The sequence below is a fragment of the Kitasatospora sp. GAS204B genome, from assembly GCF_029892155.1.
In the GTDB taxonomy this organism is placed as follows: domain Bacteria; phylum Actinomycetota; class Actinomycetes; order Streptomycetales; family Streptomycetaceae; genus Kitasatospora.
Genome location: NZ_JARZAG010000001.1, coordinates 149,958 through 166,527 on the forward strand (window position 1 = coordinate 149,958; position 16,570 = coordinate 166,527).

Genomic DNA, 16,570 nt, shown 5'->3' on the forward strand with positions numbered 1-16,570 from the left:
TGGTGCGGCGGGCAGCCTGATCCCTGCGCGGTAGCCTGCGCGCAGCAGAACCCAGGAGCAGCAGGAAGGGAGCCGGGCATGGTCTGGACGTGGCGGTACGAGGCGGCGGACGGTTCGGTCCTCACCCCGCAGGACGGGGCCGAGGAGTTCACCAGCCAGGGCGACGCCGAGTCGTGGATCGGCGAGGAGTGGAAGCGCCTGCTGGAGGACGGTGTCGAACGGGTGGTCCTGCTGGAGGACGACGCGGAGATCTACCCGATGAGCCTGCGCGCGGCCTGAACCGGCGTCAGATCGTCTGCCGCGTGGGCTACTTGGCGCCGACCAGGTGGATCAGCGCGGCGACCTGACGGTACGGGTCCACCCGTCCGGCCCGGTCCTCGGCCTCCAGCAGCTGACCGAGCTGGCGGCCGTCCACCGGCGCGGCGTGGTCCGGCATGCCGTCGGTGAAGACCCGCACGCCGTACCAGTGCCGCAGCGGCACGGCGACCTCGCGCAGCGTGGTGGCCAGGTCGGCCAGCCGGTCGGCCCGGGCGGTCAGGCCCAGGCGGTTGGCGTAGTGGTCGGAGTCGAAGGCCTGCAGCGCGGCCCGCCAGTCGCCGGTCAGTCCGAACCGCATGGCCAGCGCGTCCCGGTTGCGGGCCAGCAGCGAGAGCAGCCCGCCGGGAGCCACCATCCGGGCGAGCGAGGCGATCAGCGGGTCGGGGTCGGGCAGGTACATCAGCACGCCGTGGCAGAGCACCACGTCGAAGCTGCCGGGCCCGAACCAGCGTCCGCAGTGGTGCCCGTCGCCGCTCAGCAGCCGGACCCGCTCGCGCACCTCGGGCGGCTCGGCGGCGAGCATCGCCTGGGCGGCCCCGAGGGTGACCGGGTCGGAGTCGAGGCCGGTGACCAGGTGTCCGGCCCGGGCCAGCCGCAGCGCCTGGGTGCCCTGGCCGCAGCCGACGTCCAGCACCCGCAGCGACGTCTGTTGGGCGCGCGCGCCGAAGTGCGCGGCCAGCTGTTCGGCGAGCTGGCGGGCCACCATCTCCTGGCGGACCAGGTTGTGCAGGCCGCCCTGCCGCTCCAGCCAGGCCCCGGCGCCGCCGGCGAAGGAGCCGCTGCGGGCGGGCAGCCCGTGGTGCTGGCCGTAGCCGTAGGGGGCGACGCCCTGGTACGTGGAGCTTTGGTACGTGGTGCCCTGATAGCCGTAGCCCGGGTACGACGGTTCGCGGTCGTGACCGCCGTCGTGCTGTCCGGGCAGCGGGTACGGACCGGGCCCCGGCGTGGCGGGGGCCCAGTCGTACGCCTGCGGCTCGGCGGTCAGGGGTGCTCGCCCCGCTTCACCTGCGGCTTGGGCAGCCGCAGTCGACGCATCTGCAGGTTGCGCATCAGGCCGTAGCCGACCGCGCCGCGAGCGTTCTCGTTCGGGAACCGGTTCGCGATCGCCTTGCGCAGGCCCAGGCCCAGGCGCAGGAAGTCGACGACGACCAGCACCAGGAAGAGCAGGAAGAGCAGCGTGGAGAGCAGCTGCAGCGACGGCACCCGCAGCACGCTGAGCACCAGGATCACCACGGCGACCGGCAGGAAGAACTCGGCCAGCGACCAGCGCGAGTCCATGTAGTCGCGGGTGAAGCGCCGCACCGGGCCCTTGTCACGGGGCGGCAGCGCACGCTCGTCGCCGTTGAGCAGCGCCAGGCGCTGCTTCTCCCGCTCGGACCGCAGCCGCTCGCGCGACTGCTTGGCGGCCTCCTTGCGGTCCTTGGGCACGGTCACCCGGGTCCGCCGGTTGGCCTCGGCGTCGCTGCGCTTGGGCGTGGGACGGCCCTTCTTCGCCTGCGGATCGCGGCTCTGGGACATGTCGTCCTGCTCGGCCAGCACGGTGGCGGAGGAGGGGGAATCATCTGAACGGCGTCGGAACACATGACAAGCGTACGTGCTGGCCCCAGAATCCCCCCCATCCCCTGATCACAGGTAGGTGTCCCTGTCAGGGAGGGTGCCCCGAGATCCCCCTGTGGGATGAGGCCACGACCGGTGCGGACGTAGCAGTCTTGTTGCAGGTAGGTGACTGCGGTCCAGGCCCCGCTGCACATACACTCGCAGTAGATTTTGGTACGAGATAGAACCCGCAGCCCGGAGAAGGGGGCACCCGAGGCCCATGAGCGACGGAATCATGAAGCGTATGGGGCTGATCTTCCGCTCCAAGGCGAACAAGGCCCTGGACCGGGCGGAGGACCCGCGCGAGACGCTCGACTACTCGTACCAGAAGCAGCTTGAACTGCTGCAGAAGGTGCGCAGGGGCGTGGCGGACGTCGCCACCTCGCGCAAGCGCCTGGAACTGCAGCTGACGCAGCTCCAGCAGCAGTCCTCGAAGTACGAGGACCAGGGCCGCAAGGCGCTCTCGCTCGGCCGCGAGGATCTGGCCCGCGAGGCGCTGACCCGCAAGTCCGCGATGCAGTCCCAGATCAGCGATCTGCAGGTGCAGTACCAGCAGCTGCAGGCCGAGGAGGAGAAGCTCACCCTCGCCTCCCAGCGGCTGCAGGCCAAGGTGGACGCCTTCCGTACCAAGAAGGAGACCATCAAGGCCACCTACACCGCCGCCCAGGCGCAGACCCGGATCGCCGAGTCGTTCTCGGGGATCTCGGAGGAGATGGGCGACGTCGGCCTGGCGATCCAGCGGGCCGAGGACAAGACGGCCCAGATGCAGGCGCGCGCCGGTGCCATCGACGAGCTGCTCGCCTCCGGTGCGCTCGACGACTCCTCCGGTCTCGGCCGCAAGGACGACATCGAGGCCGAGCTGGAGCGGGTGGCCGGCGGCAGCGACGTCGAGCTGGAGCTGGCCCGGATGAAGGCCGAGCTCGGCGGCGGCTCCACCGGCCCGGCCGCGATCGAGCAGGGCGAGGGCGGTCAGCAGGACACCCCGCCGCCGTCCGTGAACTACCACAAGTAAAGCGCCCGCTTCGACAGCAGGGAGAAACGCCAGCATGATCATGAGGATCATGGGTGAGGGCCAGTTCCGGGTGGCCGATGAGCACCTGAACCGGCTGAACCAGCTCGACGACGAGCTGCTCGCCGCCCTGGATTCGGGGGACGAGACGGTGTTCCGGACCACGCTGGGCAATCTGCTCGCCGCGGTCCGCGAGGTGGGCGAGCCGGTGGCGGACGACTACCTCGGGCCGTCCGACGCGATCCTGCCGAACGAGGGCGGGACCATCGACGAGGTCCGGCAGGTGCTGCGGGCCGAGGGCGACGGACTGATCCCGGGCATCCCGGAGTAGTCACTCCCGGAGGGCGACTTCCGGTCGACGTGAGAGGGGCGGCACCCACCGGGTGCCGCCCCTCCCACGTCCTCGCGTCACGTCCTGCGGCCCGCTACGGCAGGGCCAGCATCCGGTCCAGCGCGGCCTTGGCGTACTTCTCGGTCTCCGGGTCGACCGTGATCACGTTCGGCACCCGGCCCTCGACCAGCGACTCCAGCGCCCAGACCAGGTGCGGCAGGTCGATCCGGTTCATCGTGGAGCAGAAGCAGACCGAGCGGTCCAGGAAGACGATCTCCTTGTCCGGGTGCGCCTTGGCCAGGCGGCGGACCAGGTTGAGCTCGGTGCCGATGGCCCACTTGGAGCCGGACTCGGCGGCCTCCAGGGCCTTGATGATGTACTCGGTCGAGCCGACCTCGTCGGCGGCGGCGACCACCTCGTGCTTGCACTCGGGGTGCACCAGCACGTTGACGCCCGGGATCCGCTCGCGGACCTCGGCGACCGACTCCACGGTGAACCGGCCGTGCACCGAGCAGTGTCCGCGCCAGAGGATCATTTTGGCGTCCCGCAGCTGCTCCACGGTCAGCCCGCCGTTCGGCTTGTGCGGGTTGTAGAGCACGCAGTCGTCCAGCGAGAAGCCCAGGTCGCGCACCGCGGTGTTGCGGCCCAGGTGCTGGTCGGGCAGGAAGAGCACCTTCTGGCCCTGCTCGTAGGCCCACTCCAGGGCCCGCTTGGCATTCGAGGAGGTGCAGATGGTGCCGCCGTGCTTGCCGGTGAAGGCCTTGATGTCGGCGGAGGAGTTCATGTACGAGACCGGCACGGTGACGTCGGCTATGCCGGCCTCGCGCAGCACGTCCCAGCACTCGGCGACCTGCTCGGCGGTGGCCATGTCGGCCATCGAGCAGCCGGCCGCCAGGTCGGGCAGCACGACCTGCTGGGCCGCGGAGGTCAGGATGTCGGCCGACTCGGCCATGAAGTGCACGCCGCAGAAGACGATGTACTCGGCCTGCGGGCGGGCCGCGGCGTCCCGGGCCAGCTTGAAGGAGTCACCGGTGACGTCGGCGAACTCGATGACCTCGTCGCGCTGGTAGTGGTGGCCCAGGATGAAGACGCGGTCGCCGAGCTTCGCCTTGGCGGCGCGGGCGCGCTCGACCAGGTCGGGGTCGGAGGCGGGCGGCAGGTCGCCGGGGCACTCCACGCCGCGCTCGCTGTTCGGATCGGCCTGGCGGCCGAGCAGCAGCAGGGCGAGCGGTGTGGCGGTCGGCTCGGCGAACGCGGTGTCAACGGTGGTGGTCACGGGCGGGTGCCCTCCTGTGCGGCCGGACGCTCCCAGCCTTCTCGTCTTTCTGACGTTATCTATGATAACCGGTTCGCGTCACTCTGACGATGGCCATCGTGTCGATGTGACGTGATCGGCGCGCCACCTCGTCGGCTTGGCGGACGGACCCGACGCAGTCCCCGCGCGGCGGCTGCGCCCGGAGCGCCGAGCGTGTTCTCTAGGGCTATGAAGGCCATCGCGATCAATCGCTACGGCGGCCCCGAGGTCGTCGAATACCTTGACCTGCCCGACCCGAAGGTGGGCCCGGACTCCGTGTTGGTCCGGGTCAGGGCGGCCGGCGTGAACCCCGTCGACTGGAAGGTCCGAGAGGGCCGGATGGACGGGGTGACGGACGCCCACTTCCCGCTGATCATGGGCTGGGACCTGGCCGGCGTGGTCGAGCGGGTGGGCCCCTCCGTCACCGAGTTCACCGTCGGTGACGAGGTCGTCGGCTACGTGCGCAAGGACGCCATCGAGCACGGCACCTACGCCGAGCTGGTCGCCGCCCCGGTGCGCACGCTGGCCCGCAAGCCCGCCGGGCTCAGCTGGGCGCAGGCCGGCGGACTGCCACTGGCCGGACTGACGGCCTATCAGGGGCTGGTCAAGGCGCTCGCGGTGGAGGCCGGCGAGACGGTGTTGATCCATGCCGCGGCCGGCGGGGTCGGCGGCTTCGCCACCCAGATCGCGGTGGCGCTCGGCGCCCGGGTGATCGGCACGGCGGGCGAGCACAACCACGCCTACCTGCGCTCGCTGGGCGCCGAGCCGGTGCGCTACGGCGACGACCTGGTGGAGCGGGTCCGGGCGCTGGCGCCGCAAGGCGTGGACGCGGCCTTCGACCTGGTCGGCGGCCCGTCCCTGGTCGCCTCCCAGCACCTGGTCAAGCAGCGCGGCCGGATCGCCTCGGCGGTGGACGGGGCGGTGCTCGAGTTCGGCGGCCACTACCACTTCGCCCGCCCCGATGCCGCCGACCTGGCGGCGCTCGGCGCGCTGGTGGACGCCGGAAAGCTCACCGTCACCGTTGCCTCCACCTTCCCGCTGGCGCAGGCGGCCTCCGCCCAGCAGCTCAGCGCGGAGGGCCGCACCAGGGGCAAGATCGTGCTGCTGGTGGACTGACCAACCGGGTCCGGGAGAATGGGGCGGTGAGCGGAACGTTCCGCCCTGCCCCCGAGCCGTGGAGAGCGCGCACCCATGAGCACGAGTCGACCGCCCGAGGTGGGCGGTGTCTCCCTGGACGAGACCGACCGTCTGCTGCTGGCCCACCTGGGCCGCGACGGGCGGGCCTCGTACGCCGAGATCGGCCTGCTCGCCAACCTCTCCGCGACCGCCGTGCGCCGCCGGATCGACCGGCTGCGCTCGCGCGGCGTGGTGCGCGGCTTCACCGTGGTGCTCGACCCGGAGCTGCTCGGCTGGCAGACCGAGGCCTTCGTGGAGATCTACTGCCGCGAGCGGACCGCGCCCGAGGAGATCCTGGCCAGCCTGCGGCAGTTCCCCGAGGTCGTCGCCGCCTGGACGGTCACCGGCGACCCGGACGCCCTGATCCACCTGCGGGCCGCCGACACCCGGCACCTGGAGGCGGTGATCGAGCGGATCCGGCGCGAGCCGGGCGTCCAGCGCAGCCGCAGCTCGGTGGTGCTCTCCCGGCTGATCGGCTGACTTTCATACCAGCGCAGGATTCCTGCGCCGCCGGGCGCGAACACGCTCGAATGCTGCTCGAACAGGCGCATTCGGACGCGCGGGCTCGGACCCCCGCTGCCTAGGCTGATCTTGAGTTCTGAGCCTAAGGAGCACCTCGTGACCGCCGCCGTCCCGCACCGCATGCACCAGCCCGACAACGAGCTCGTCGACCTGGTCTTCGGCTACATGCGCGAGCGCCTGCAGTACGACCCGGTGCCCCTGGACCACCCCGGCGACGGCGAGCAACTGCGCGCCCACCTGGCCGGGCTGCTGAACGAGCACGGCAACGCCCCCGCCGACGTGCTCAAGCTCTACGACCACGAGCTGTCCCGCGCGGTGATCTCCGCCGACAGCCCGCGCTACCTGTCCTTCATCCCGTGCGCCCCGACCAAGGCGGCGCTGCTCTTCGACATGGTGGTCTCCTGCGCCTCGCTGCAGGGCATCTCCTGGCTGGAGGCGGCCGGTGCGATCGCGGCCGAGAACCAGGTGCTGCGCCTGATAGCCGACCGGGCGGGACTGCCCGAGACGGCCGGCGGCACCTTCGTCTCCGGCGGCTCGGCGGGCAACCTGTCCGCGCTGGTGGTGGCCCGCGACACCGCGCGGCGCAGGCTCGGCGTCGGCCCGGAGACCCGGCTGCGGATCGCGGTGGCCGACCAGGTGCACTCCTCGGTCAAGAACACCTTCAACATCATCGGCGTCGAGGCCTTCAAGGTCCCCACCGTCGACCGCCGCTTCACCGGCGCGGCGCTGCGCGCGGCGCTGGCCGCCGACCCCAACCCCGAGACCGTCATCGCGGTGGTCGGCACGGCCGGCACCACCAACGAGGGCATCATCGACGACCTGCAGGGCCTGTCCGAGGTCACCCGCGAGCGCGGCCTGTGGTTCCACGTGGACGGCGCCTACGGCGGCGCGGGCCTGTTCGCCCCCTCGGTGCGCGAGCGCTACAACGGCATCGAGCACGCCGACTCCTTCGTCGTCGACCCGCACAAGTGGCTCTTCGCGCCCTTCGACTGCGCCGCGCTGCTCTACCGCGAGCCGTGGCTGGCCAAGGCCGTGCACACCCAGGACGCCGGCTACCTGGACGTCCTGCACCACGAGGGCGACGAGTGGAACCCCACCGACTACGCCTACCACCTGACCCGCCGGGCCCGCGGCCTGCCGCTCTGGTTCTCGCTCGCCGTGCACGGCACCCAGGCCTACACCGACGCGATCGAGGCCGGCCTCACGCTGGCCCGGGAGAGCGCCGAGCTGATCCGGCGCACCGAGCACCTGGAGCTGCTGCACGACCCGCAGCTCTCCGCCGTCTGCTTCCGTCGCATCGGCTGGACCGAGCAGGACTACTACACCTGGTCGCACCGGCTGCTGGCGGACCAGATCGGCTTCGTCACGCCGACCGGCTGGGACGGCGAGACGGTGGCCCGCTTCGCGTTCCTGCACCCGGGCACCACGATGGCGATGGTCCAGGAGATCCTGGACACCATGGCGTAGGGCTCTCCCACGGATCTTGCCGGGCGTGCGACGCCGGTCACAGGAAGCCGCCGCTGGGCAGGTACGGGGCCGGCGGCCGCATCCCGCGCAGCGCGAGGAAGCCGTGGTTGTGCAGGCTCAGGCCCAGCTCCAGGCCGACGTCCAGCGCCCATTCCTGCTCGGCGGTGAGGTACTCCACCCTGGCCTCGGTGCCCTCCGGCACCCGGGCCAGGGCCTCGCGCAGCAGCCGCACCGCGAGCCGCTTGGAGGTGGCCGCCAGCAGCTTGACGGCGCCGCCCCGGCGGTAGCAGTAGCCGCTGCCGGCCAGCGTGTCGGCGACCAGCAGCTCGTCGTGGTGGGCCAGCATCAGCTCGTGGTCCGGGCCGTGCGCCGCGCCGCGCAGCCGGCGGTCGATCGAGTCCAGCAGGTCCCGGTGGCCCGCGTTGCCCAGGTGCACCGGGATGTCCCCGGCGTCCAGCAGACCGGCCCGATCGACCCGGCCGGTCAGCCGCATGGTCGGGTGCAGGGTGTAGCCGGCCCGGCGGTAGCGGCGGGCGGCGGCCGGGTCGCCGGAGACGGTGCTCATGCCGCGCAGGCAGGCCCGGCCGTGCGCGGCGGCTCGCTCCAGCAGCACCCGGCCGACCCCCTTGCCCTGGAACTCTGGCAGCACGCAGAAGAGCGCGAGGATCCACACGCCCTCGCGGCGCATCGAGAGCGCGAACCCGATCGCCCGACCGCCCTCCTCGGCCAGCCAGCAGCCCTCGGGGTCGGTGGTCGCCAGGTGCCTGGTCCTGGCCTGCTGCCAGGCGATCTCGGCCTCGCTCGGCGACCGCGCGGGCCCGGTGCCCGGCGCGCCGAAGCACTCGGCCGCGATCAGCCGGACGGTCTCGGCGTCCACGCGGCTGTCGCGGACCTGACGCAGGATCATCCGTCCATCCTCCCCGCTCGGCCGGCCGGCAAGCGCGCGATTGCGCCGATCCGGCCGACGCGGCGGGCAGCCGGCGGCCGGTGCCCGCTTGACGCGCGGTGTGCGAGCATGGACAGACCAGGGAGCGGAGCATCGTCCGCGAACTCGGATCCACTGCCCGGAATCAATCCGGGCGGCCGCTGGTTGGCACTGGCGGCAGTTTGTCGTCATAGACCGGGAGTAAGCAGATGACCGTCCAGGACGAGACCACCGTCGAGAGTGGTCTGCTCCTTACCGATGCCGCTGCGGCCAAGGTGAAGGGCCTGCTCGAGCAGGAAGGCCGCGACGACCTCGCGCTGCGTGTCGCCGTCCAGCCCGGTGGTTGCTCGGGCCTGCGGTACCAGCTCTTCTTCGACGAGCGCTCGCTGGACGGCGATGTCGTCAAGGACTTCGGCGGGGTCAAGGTCGTCACCGACCGGATGAGCGCCCCCTACCTCGGCGGTGCCACCGTGGACTTCGTGGACACCATCGAGAAGCAGGGCTTCACCATCGACAACCCGAACGCCACCGGCTCCTGCGCCTGCGGCGACTCGTTCAGCTAGTCGTCCCGACAGCGGCGGCCCCGGAGCGTTCCGGGGCCGCCGCTGTCGTCTGTGCGGACGGGGATCGGGGATCGGCTCAGTTGCCGGCGCTGACCGGGCCGCCGTTCGGCGCCGACTCAAGCGGGATGTTCGCCCCGGTGAGCGCGTCCACCACCTCGCGGCCCTGCAGCGGCTGGGCCAGGTTGGCCACCACGGACTGCTGCTTGACCAGCGCCGGGCACATCTGGCCGACCGGCAGGTGCTGGGTGATCACCACCTGCGCCCGGACGGTGCCCGCCCGGCCCTCGTCCACCTGCAGGCCGTACTTGTCGCAGACCACGCCGAAGAAGAAGACGGTCAGCTGGTTGTCCTTGGCCAGGTAGCCGGTCGGCTTGAGCTGCGACTGCGGGTTCACCGGCGGCTGCGGGGCGGGGGTGCCGGGGGCGCCCGGCTTGACCGGGGAGCCGGGGGTCGCGCTGCCGGGCGCGGCGCCACCGCCGGTGGGCGCGGGTGTCGAACCGGAACCCGGGGCGGTGGGGGTACCCGCCGCGCCGCCGGCGGGGGAGGACGGCGACGCGGTGGGAGCCGAACTGGACGAGGCACCGGCCGACGGGGCGACGCTGCCGGACGGCGAGGAACTCGCGCTGGCGGCCGCGGCCGCGCTCTTCGGGCTGCTGCTGCCGCCGCAGGCGCTCACCGTCGCGGCGACCGAGAGCAGCAGGGCGGCGGCGGCCAGACTCCGGCGCCGACGGTTCAGCGGGGCCGACGGACGGCGGAGCTGCTCGGCGGTGGTGTTCTCGTCCATGGTGCGACGTCCTCCAGAAGGTGCGGATCCCTACAGCAGCTGTGGCTGCGCGGATCTGACGTGGCAGGACGGGATCCGGTTCCCCGGGCGGACGAGAAGCCGACCGGAACCGGTCGGCGGCTGATCGGCGGCTGATCAGAGGCCGTACTCGGCCATGCCGGCGACCAGGGCGCGGGTGCTGTCCGGGACCGTGATCGGGCCGCCGGGCTCGCTCGGCCGCCACGGGCTGTCGGCCAGCAGCGGCCAGAAGGCGCCGAGTCGACGGGAGGAGTCCACCAGGGCGTCGAGGGTGTCCGGATCGGCCTCGTCCAGCAGCGTGCGGGGGACTTCGACGGGGGAGTGACTGGGCAGCATGGGGCGGCTCCGATCGCCGGCCGCGGCCGTGTCGCCGCGCGCCACAGGGGCCCCGAAGGACCCGCTGATCGCGACCCTAGGCCGCCCGCACGGCCCCGGCCAGCCCTACCCGCAGGTAGTCATCCGGACGGGATCGCGGGCCTTCGCGCCCTTGACCGGGCCGGTGCCCGGTACCGTAGGGGGGTTCACCTCGCCTTCGCCACTAGGAGCCCAGTCGTGCGCATCGCCGTCGCCGGTTCGATCGCCACCGATCATCTGATGACCTTCCCGGGTCGGATCACCGACCAGCTGGTCGCCGACCGGCTGCACGCGGTGTCGCTCTCCTTCCTGGTCGACACCCTGGACATCCGCCGCGGCGGGGTCGCGCCGAACATCACCTTCGGCATGGGCCTGCTCGGGCTGCGCCCGGTGCTGGTGGGCGCGGCCGGCGCGGACTTCGCCGAGTACCGGGCCTGGCTGGAGCGGCACAACGTGGACACCCAGTCCGTGCACATCTCGGAGACCCGGCACACCGCCCGCTTCATGTGCACCACGGACGAGGACCACAACCAGATCGCCTCCTTCTACACCGGCGCGATGGCCGAGGCCCGCAACATCGAGCTGAAGCCGGTCGCCGACCGGGTCGGCGGCCTGGACCTGGTGCTGATCGGTGCCGACGACCCGCAGGCGATGGTGCGGCACACCCAGGAGTGCCGCACCCGCGGCTACGCCTTCGCCGCCGACCCCTCGCAGCAGCTTGCCCGGCTGGACGGCGACGACATCCGCGAGATCGTGGACGGCGCCGCCTACCTGTTCACCAACGAGTACGAGGCCGGGCTGATCGAGTCCAAGACCGGCTGGGACGCCGCCGAGGTGCTGACGCGGGTCGGCATCCGGGTCACCACGCTGGGCGCCAAGGGTGTGCGGATCGAGCGCAAGGGCGAGCCGGACATCACCGTGCCGTGCGTGCCCGAGCTGAAGAAGGCCGACCCGACCGGCGTCGGCGACGGCTTCCGGGCCGGCTTCCTGGCCGGCCTGCACTGGGAGCTCGGCTTGGAGCGGGCCGCCCAGATCGGTTGCGCGCTGGCCACCCTGGTGATCGAGACCGTCGGCACCCAGGAGTACGAGCTGCGCACCGGCCACTTCCTGGAGCGCTTCGCCGCCGCCTACGGCGAGCAGGCGGCGGCCGAGGTGCGCGCCAAGCTCAGCTGACCCCGGGCCGCTTGGTGAGCTGCTCCTTCGCTGCGGGCGGGTGCCGCCTCGCCCCCAGCCTTCGGCCGGGAGGTGTCCCCATCTCGGCGGCCCCCACCCTCCGCTGCGTCGCAGCTCAGTCGCTCAGCTGACTCTCCTCACCGAGTACGCGAACCCCCGGTCCGCCCCGTAGGCGCTGGCCGGGGTTTCGCCTTCGTAGGCCTGGCCGCGCATCTCGCACCACGCGGGGATGTCCAGCCGGGCCGCCTCGTCGTCGGCCAGCACCACCACCAGCCCGCCGGGCGGCACTTCGCCGAACCGCTTGGCCAGCTCGATCACCGGCAGCGGGCACCGCTTCCCCAGCGCGTCGATCACCAGCTGTCCGGTCGGTGGATCTGAGGGCACCGTCAACTCCAGCCCCAGCGGCGCCCGGACCCGCGCCACCACCTCGGGCAGTACCGCGAGGAAGCGGTCCACCTGCGCCCCGGTCGTCCCCGGCGGCAGCGACACCCGCACGTTGCCCTCGGTGAGCACCCCCATCGCGGCCAGCACGTGACTGGGGGTCAGGGTGCTGGAGGTGCAGGAGGAGCCGGAGGAGACCGCGATGCCGGCCCGGTCCAGTTCGCCCAGCAGGACCTCGCCGTCCACGTAGAGGCAGGAGAAGGTGACCAGGTGCGGCAGCCGGCGCACCGGATCGCCGACCACCTCGACCTCCGGCACCAGTTGTGGGACCCGGGTCCTGATCCGCTCCACCAGCGCGTGCAGCCGGGCGTTCTCGGTCTCGGCCTCGGCCCGGACGGCACGCAGCGAGGCCGCCGCCGCCACGATCGCCGGGACGTTGACGTACCCGGGCACCCGGCCGCCCTCGCGCTCGTCGGCCGGCAGCGCGGAGTTGAACCGGACGCCCTTGCGGACCGCGAGGACGCCGACCCCGGCCGGGCCACCCCACTTGTGCGCACTGGCCGTCAGCAGTGACCAGCCGTCCGGCGCGGGCAGCCGGCCGATGCTCTGCGCGGCGTCCACCAGCAGCGGCACCTCACCGAGCAGCGCGGCGGTCTCCGCCACCGGCTGCACCGTGCCCACCTCGTGGTTGGCCGACTGGAGCACCGCCAGCGCGGTGTCGGGGCGCACGGCGGCGGCGAACCGCTCGGCGTCCACCCGGCCGCCGCGGTCCACCGGGACCACGGTGACCTCGCCGCCCGCCCCCTCGTGCTGCTCGGCGGTGTGCAGCACGCTGGAGTGCTCCACCGCCGAGTGCACCAGGTGACGGCCCGTCCGCCGCCGCCCGCGCAGCGCGCCGAGCACGCCCAGCTGCACCGCCTGGGTGCCACTGGTGGTGAAGGAGACCTCGTCGGGCCTGGCGCCGATCAGCTCGGCGACCGTCTCGCGGGCGGCGTCCAGCAGCATCCGGGCCTGCCGTCCGGAGCGGTAGAGCCGGGCCGGGTCGGCCCAGCCCTCCTCCAGCGCGGCGGTCAGCGCCTGCCGGGCGACGGGGTGCAGCGGAGCCGTGGAGGCCACATCGAAATACAGACTGTCAGTCGACGTCACGACCGACACGCTATCCGGCCCTCACGGCCCGTCAGACGATCACCCGGCGGCGTGCCGTTTTGTCCGGTTCGTCCGTGTCCGACGGACCGTCATCCGATCGTCGACAGACCGTCCCTCGATCGGGTGTACGGAGCCCGAAAGTCCTCCATGACCTGGGAGTCCGCGCCTGCCGGGGCTGATCGGGTAGCGGGGCGGCGCGTTACCGGGACCTGCTCGTCAGGTGCGCATAAGGCTGGAGTAGGGTTTGGCCCGCATAAGCATTCAAACCGTGCCCGTGGACGGGTCGCCGGGGAGGCTCACAGTACTCCCGGGGGCGGCGCGATCGCGGGCGAGACTTCGGGAAGGCGCTACGTGAGTCCCAACGGCTCCGACCGCTCGCCGCGGCGCACGATGCGGCGGAAGCTGCCTCAGGCGCTGGCACTGGGCCTCGTCATCGCGACCGCTACCGGCTGCTCGGCCAACGACCTGCCCAGGCTTGGCCTCCCCAGCCCTGTGACCACGACTGGACATCTCGTCCTTCAGATGTGGCAGGGGTCCTGGATCGCGGCGCTGGTGGTCGGCGTACTGATGTGGGGTCTGATCATCTGGAGCGTGATCTTCCACCGGCGCAGCCGTACCGGTATCCAGATCCCTCCGCAGACCCGGTACAACGTGCCCATCGAGGCGCTCTACACCGCGGTCCCCATCGTCATCGTCTCGGTCCTCTTCTACTTCGTCGCCCGCGACGAGGCGAAGCTGACCCAGATCGACAAGCCGCAGCACGTCGTCAACGTGGTCGGCTTCCAGTGGAGCTGGGCGTTCAACTACGAGAACTCCGAGACCCCGGACCCCAACAGCCAGCTCGCCGCGTACGACGTGGGCACCCCGAACCAGATCCCGACGCTCTGGCTGCCCGTCAACGAGAGCGTGGAGTTCAAGCTCACCTCCCGTGACGTGATCCACGACTTCTGGCCCGTCAACTTCATGATGAAGATGGACGTCGTGCCGGGCGTGGTCAACAAGTTCCAGGTCACCCCCACGGTGATCGGCGAGTACGACGGCAAGTGTGCGGAACTCTGCGGTGTGGACCACTCCCGGATGCTCTTCAAGGTGAAGGTCGTCTCGCACGACGACTACATCAACCACCTGCAGCAGCTGCGGGCCAACGGCCAGGCCGGCGCGGTGCCTTCGGGTATCACGAGCATGGGAAGTGAAACGAAGTGACGATCCTCAACGAGCCCGCCGCGGCCGGCGGGGCGCCTGGGGGCACCGCGAGGGCCGGCGCGGCCCCGCGCACCCGCAAGCCGGGCGCGACCATCATCAAGTGGCTGACCACCACCGACCACAAGACGATCGGCACGCTGTACCTCGGTACCTCGTTCGCGTTCTTCCTGATCGGTGGCATCCTGGCGCTCGTCATGCGCGCCCAGCTGGCCCAGCCCGATGGCAAGATCCTCTCGAACGAACAGTTCAACCAGGCGTTTACGATGCACGGCACGATCATGCTGCTGATGTTCGCGACGCCGCTGTTCGCCGGTTTCACCAACTGGATCATGCCGCTGCAGATCGGTGCGCCTGACGTCGCCTTCCCGCGACTGAACATGTTCGCGTACTGGCTCTACCTGTTCGGCTCGACCATCGCGGTCGGTGGCTTCCTCACCCCGCAGGGCGCGGCCGACTTCGGCTGGTTCGCCTACTCGCCGCTGTCGGACGCGGTCCGGTCGCCCAGCGTCGGCGCCGACATGTGGATCATGGGTCTGGCCTTCTCGGGCTTCGGCACCATCCTCGGTGCGGTCAACTTCATCACCACCGTCATCTGCATGCGCGCCCCGGGCATGACGATGTTCCGGATGTCGATCTTCGTCTGGAACGTCCTGCTCACCTCGGTGCTGGTGCTGCTCGCCTTCCCGGTGCTCGCCGCCGCGCTCTTCGCGCTGGAGGTGGACCGGAAATTCGGGGCCCATATCTTCGACCCGGGTAACGGTGGAGCCCTACTCTGGCAACACCTCTTCTGGTTCTTCGGCCACCCCGAGGTGTACATCATCGCGCTGCCGTTCTTCGGCATCATCTCGGAGATCATCCCGGTCTTCTCCCGCAAGCCGATGTTCGGCTACTCGGGTCTGATCGCGGCCACCATCGGCATCGCCGGCCTCTCCGTGACGGTGTGGGCGCACCACATGTACGTCACCGGACAGGTGCTGCTGCCGTTCTTCTCCTTCATGACCTTCCTGATCGCGGTCCCGACCGGTGTGAAGTTCTTCAACTGGGTCGGCACCATGTGGAAGGGCTCGCTGAGCTTCGAGACCCCGATGCTCTGGACGATCGGCTTCCTGGTCACCTTCCTCTTCGGTGGTCTGACCGGTGTGCTGCTCGCCTCCCCGCCGATCGACTTCCACGTCTCGGACTCGTACTTCGTCGTCGCGCACTTCCACTACGTGGTCTTCGGCACCGTCGTCTTCGCGATGTTCGCCGGCTTCCACTTCTGGTGGCCGAAGATGACCGGCAAGATGCTGGACGAGCGCCTCGGCAAGATCACCTTCTGGACGCTCTTCATCGGCTTCCACACCACCTTCCTGGTGCAGCACTGGCTCGGCGCCGAGGGCATGCCCCGCCGCTACGCCTCGTACCTGCCCTCGGACGGCTTCACCACGCTGAACTCCGTCTCCTCCATCGGCTCCTTCCTGCTCGGCCTGTCGATCCTGCCGTTCCTCTACAACGTCTGGAAGACCGCCAAGTACGGGGAGAAGGTCGAGGTCGACGACCCGTGGGGCTACGGCCGTTCGCTGGAGTGGGCGACCTCCTGCCCGCCGCCGCGGCACAACTTCCTCACCCTGCCCCGGATCCGTTCCGAATCCCCGGCGTTCGACCTGCACCACCCGGACATCGCCGCGCTCGACTACCTGGAGCTGCACGGCCACCTGGCCAAGCACCTCGAGGGCGTCGTGCCGGCCGAGTACGACCGGCCTGAGCTGACCAAGACCAAGGGCAAGAAGGAGGGCGACGCCTGATGAAGGAGCAGGGCAAGATCTTCGCGGGCTTCGCCGTCTTCATCCTGATCATGGCCGTGGTCTACGGCGTCTGGACCACGCACAGTTCGCACGGCACGGAGGCCGCCGGTACCACCGCGCTCTTCCTGGCCTTCGGCCTGTGTGCCTTCATCGCCTTCTACCTGGGCTTCACCGCCCGCCGGGTGGACCTGGGTGCGGGCGACAACCCCGAGGCCGAGGTCTCCGACGACGCCGGTGAGATGGGCTTCTTCGCCCCGCACAGCTGGCAGCCGCTCTCCCTGGCCCTCGGTGGCGCGCTGGCTTTCTGCAGCGTCATCTTCGGCTGGTGGCTGATGTTCTGGGCCGCTCCGGTCATCATGATCGGGCTGTTCGGCTGGGTCTTCGAGTTCTACCGCGGCGAGAACCAGAACCAGTAGGTTCCCCCCCGTTCGCACCGGGCAGGCCCCCTCCTCGGAGGGGGCCTGCCCGTTCGTGGTTCACCCGGCCGGGCGCAGCGGCGTGCGTCGGGGGCCGCCAGATGCGGTGA

Annotated in this window: 18 protein-coding genes; 11 read left to right on the top strand and 7 right to left on the bottom strand. The window is 71.1% G+C overall.

The window, feature by feature from the left end; genetic code table 11:
* Positions 1 to 78: 78 nt before the first annotated feature.
* Entirely contained in the window at positions 79 to 279 is a 201-nt protein-coding gene (locus tag P3T41_RS00715; protein ID WP_280686928.1) for a hypothetical protein, read from the top strand.
* 28 nt (positions 280 to 307) lie between these two features.
* Here P3T41_RS00715 and P3T41_RS00720 read toward each other — a convergent pair whose 3' ends face one another.
* Entirely contained in the window at positions 308 to 1,024 is a 717-nt protein-coding gene (locus P3T41_RS00720; RefSeq protein WP_280686929.1) for a class I SAM-dependent methyltransferase, read from the bottom strand.
* A gap of 275 nt (positions 1,025 to 1,299) precedes the next feature.
* Positions 1,300 to 1,899: a DUF3043 domain-containing protein gene (locus P3T41_RS00725; RefSeq protein ID WP_280686930.1), complete on the bottom strand. Its 600-nt coding sequence runs from the start codon at positions 1,897 to 1,899 to the stop codon at positions 1,300 to 1,302.
* A gap of 250 nt (positions 1,900 to 2,149) precedes the next feature.
* Here P3T41_RS00725 and P3T41_RS00730 point away from each other — a divergent pair, with 250 nt between their 5' ends.
* Together P3T41_RS00730 and P3T41_RS00735 are read left to right on the top strand one after the other, a co-directional pair.
* Positions 2,150 to 2,926 (top strand): PspA/IM30 family protein, encoded by a 777-nt coding sequence (locus P3T41_RS00730; protein ID WP_280686931.1) that lies wholly within the window; start codon positions 2,150 to 2,152, stop codon positions 2,924 to 2,926.
* Positions 2,927 to 2,960: 34 nt separating this feature from the next.
* The gene (locus P3T41_RS00735; protein ID WP_280686932.1) at positions 2,961 to 3,254 is read left to right on the top strand and encodes a hypothetical protein; all 294 of its coding nucleotides are present in this window, start codon (positions 2,961 to 2,963) and stop codon (positions 3,252 to 3,254) included.
* A gap of 94 nt (positions 3,255 to 3,348) precedes the next feature.
* Here P3T41_RS00735 and nadA read toward each other — a convergent pair whose 3' ends face one another.
* On the bottom strand, positions 3,349 to 4,530 hold the full coding sequence (nadA, locus tag P3T41_RS00740) for a quinolinate synthase NadA (RefSeq protein ID WP_280686933.1): 1,182 nt from the start codon (positions 4,528 to 4,530) through the stop codon (positions 3,349 to 3,351).
* Between the two features lie 207 nt (positions 4,531 to 4,737).
* On the opposite strand from nadA, the gene P3T41_RS00745 reads away from it, so the two are divergent.
* The 3 genes from P3T41_RS00745 (at position 4,738) to P3T41_RS00755 (ending at position 7,713) form a co-directional block, all read left to right on the top strand.
* Positions 4,738 to 5,664, top strand: coding sequence for an NADP-dependent oxidoreductase (locus tag P3T41_RS00745; RefSeq protein ID WP_280686934.1), 927 nt, complete (start codon positions 4,738 to 4,740; stop codon positions 5,662 to 5,664).
* A 75-nt stretch (positions 5,665 to 5,739) separates the two neighbouring features.
* Entirely contained in the window at positions 5,740 to 6,204 is a 465-nt protein-coding gene (locus tag P3T41_RS00750) for an Lrp/AsnC family transcriptional regulator (protein WP_280686935.1), read from the top strand.
* Positions 6,205 to 6,342: 138 nt separating this feature from the next.
* Complete coding sequence (locus tag P3T41_RS00755; protein WP_280686936.1) at positions 6,343 to 7,713, top strand: pyridoxal-dependent decarboxylase; 1,371 nt, start codon at positions 6,343 to 6,345, stop codon at positions 7,711 to 7,713.
* 37 nt (positions 7,714 to 7,750) lie between these two features.
* On the opposite strand, the gene P3T41_RS00760 is transcribed toward P3T41_RS00755, so the two are convergent.
* Positions 7,751 to 8,620, bottom strand: a complete 870-nt coding sequence (locus tag P3T41_RS00760; RefSeq protein ID WP_280686937.1) for a GNAT family N-acetyltransferase — start codon at positions 8,618 to 8,620, stop codon at positions 7,751 to 7,753.
* A gap of 227 nt (positions 8,621 to 8,847) precedes the next feature.
* Between P3T41_RS00760 and P3T41_RS00765 the strand changes: the two genes are divergently transcribed.
* Positions 8,848 to 9,201, top strand: a complete 354-nt coding sequence (locus P3T41_RS00765) for an iron-sulfur cluster assembly accessory protein (RefSeq protein WP_280686938.1) — start codon at positions 8,848 to 8,850, stop codon at positions 9,199 to 9,201.
* Between the two features lie 76 nt (positions 9,202 to 9,277).
* On the opposite strand, the gene P3T41_RS00770 is transcribed toward P3T41_RS00765, so the two are convergent.
* Positions 9,278 to 9,985 (bottom strand): hypothetical protein, encoded by a 708-nt coding sequence (locus P3T41_RS00770; protein ID WP_280686939.1) that lies wholly within the window; start codon positions 9,983 to 9,985, stop codon positions 9,278 to 9,280.
* A gap of 135 nt (positions 9,986 to 10,120) precedes the next feature.
* Positions 10,121 to 10,339: a hypothetical protein gene (locus tag P3T41_RS00775; RefSeq protein ID WP_280686940.1), complete on the bottom strand. Its 219-nt coding sequence runs from the start codon at positions 10,337 to 10,339 to the stop codon at positions 10,121 to 10,123.
* A 216-nt stretch (positions 10,340 to 10,555) separates the two neighbouring features.
* On the opposite strand from P3T41_RS00775, the gene P3T41_RS00780 reads away from it, so the two are divergent.
* On the top strand, positions 10,556 to 11,530 hold the full coding sequence (locus P3T41_RS00780; RefSeq protein ID WP_280686941.1) for a carbohydrate kinase family protein: 975 nt from the start codon (positions 10,556 to 10,558) through the stop codon (positions 11,528 to 11,530).
* A gap of 123 nt (positions 11,531 to 11,653) precedes the next feature.
* On the opposite strand, the gene P3T41_RS00785 is transcribed toward P3T41_RS00780, so the two are convergent.
* Entirely contained in the window at positions 11,654 to 13,057 is a 1,404-nt protein-coding gene (locus P3T41_RS00785; protein WP_280686942.1) for an aminotransferase class V-fold PLP-dependent enzyme, read from the bottom strand.
* 351 nt (positions 13,058 to 13,408) lie between these two features.
* On the opposite strand from P3T41_RS00785, the gene coxB reads away from it, so the two are divergent.
* Genes coxB through P3T41_RS00800 form a run of 3 tightly spaced genes read left to right on the top strand, consistent with a single transcriptional unit; the run spans position 13,409 to position 16,460 of the window.
* Positions 13,409 to 14,260 carry a cytochrome c oxidase subunit II gene (coxB, locus tag P3T41_RS00790; protein WP_280686943.1) on the top strand — a complete coding sequence of 284 codons (852 nt, stop codon included), beginning with the start codon at positions 13,409 to 13,411 and terminating at the stop codon, positions 14,258 to 14,260.
* Positions 14,257 to 16,044, top strand: coding sequence for a cytochrome c oxidase subunit I (gene ctaD / locus P3T41_RS00795; protein WP_280686944.1), 1,788 nt, complete (start codon positions 14,257 to 14,259; stop codon positions 16,042 to 16,044). The genes coxB and ctaD overlap by 4 nt, the downstream gene beginning before the upstream one ends.
* A complete protein-coding gene (locus tag P3T41_RS00800) occupies positions 16,044 to 16,460 on the top strand; it encodes a cytochrome c oxidase subunit 4 (protein ID WP_280686945.1) in 417 nt (138 codons plus the stop codon). The genes ctaD and P3T41_RS00800 overlap by 1 nt, the downstream gene beginning before the upstream one ends.
* Positions 16,461 to 16,570 lie beyond the last annotated feature (110 nt).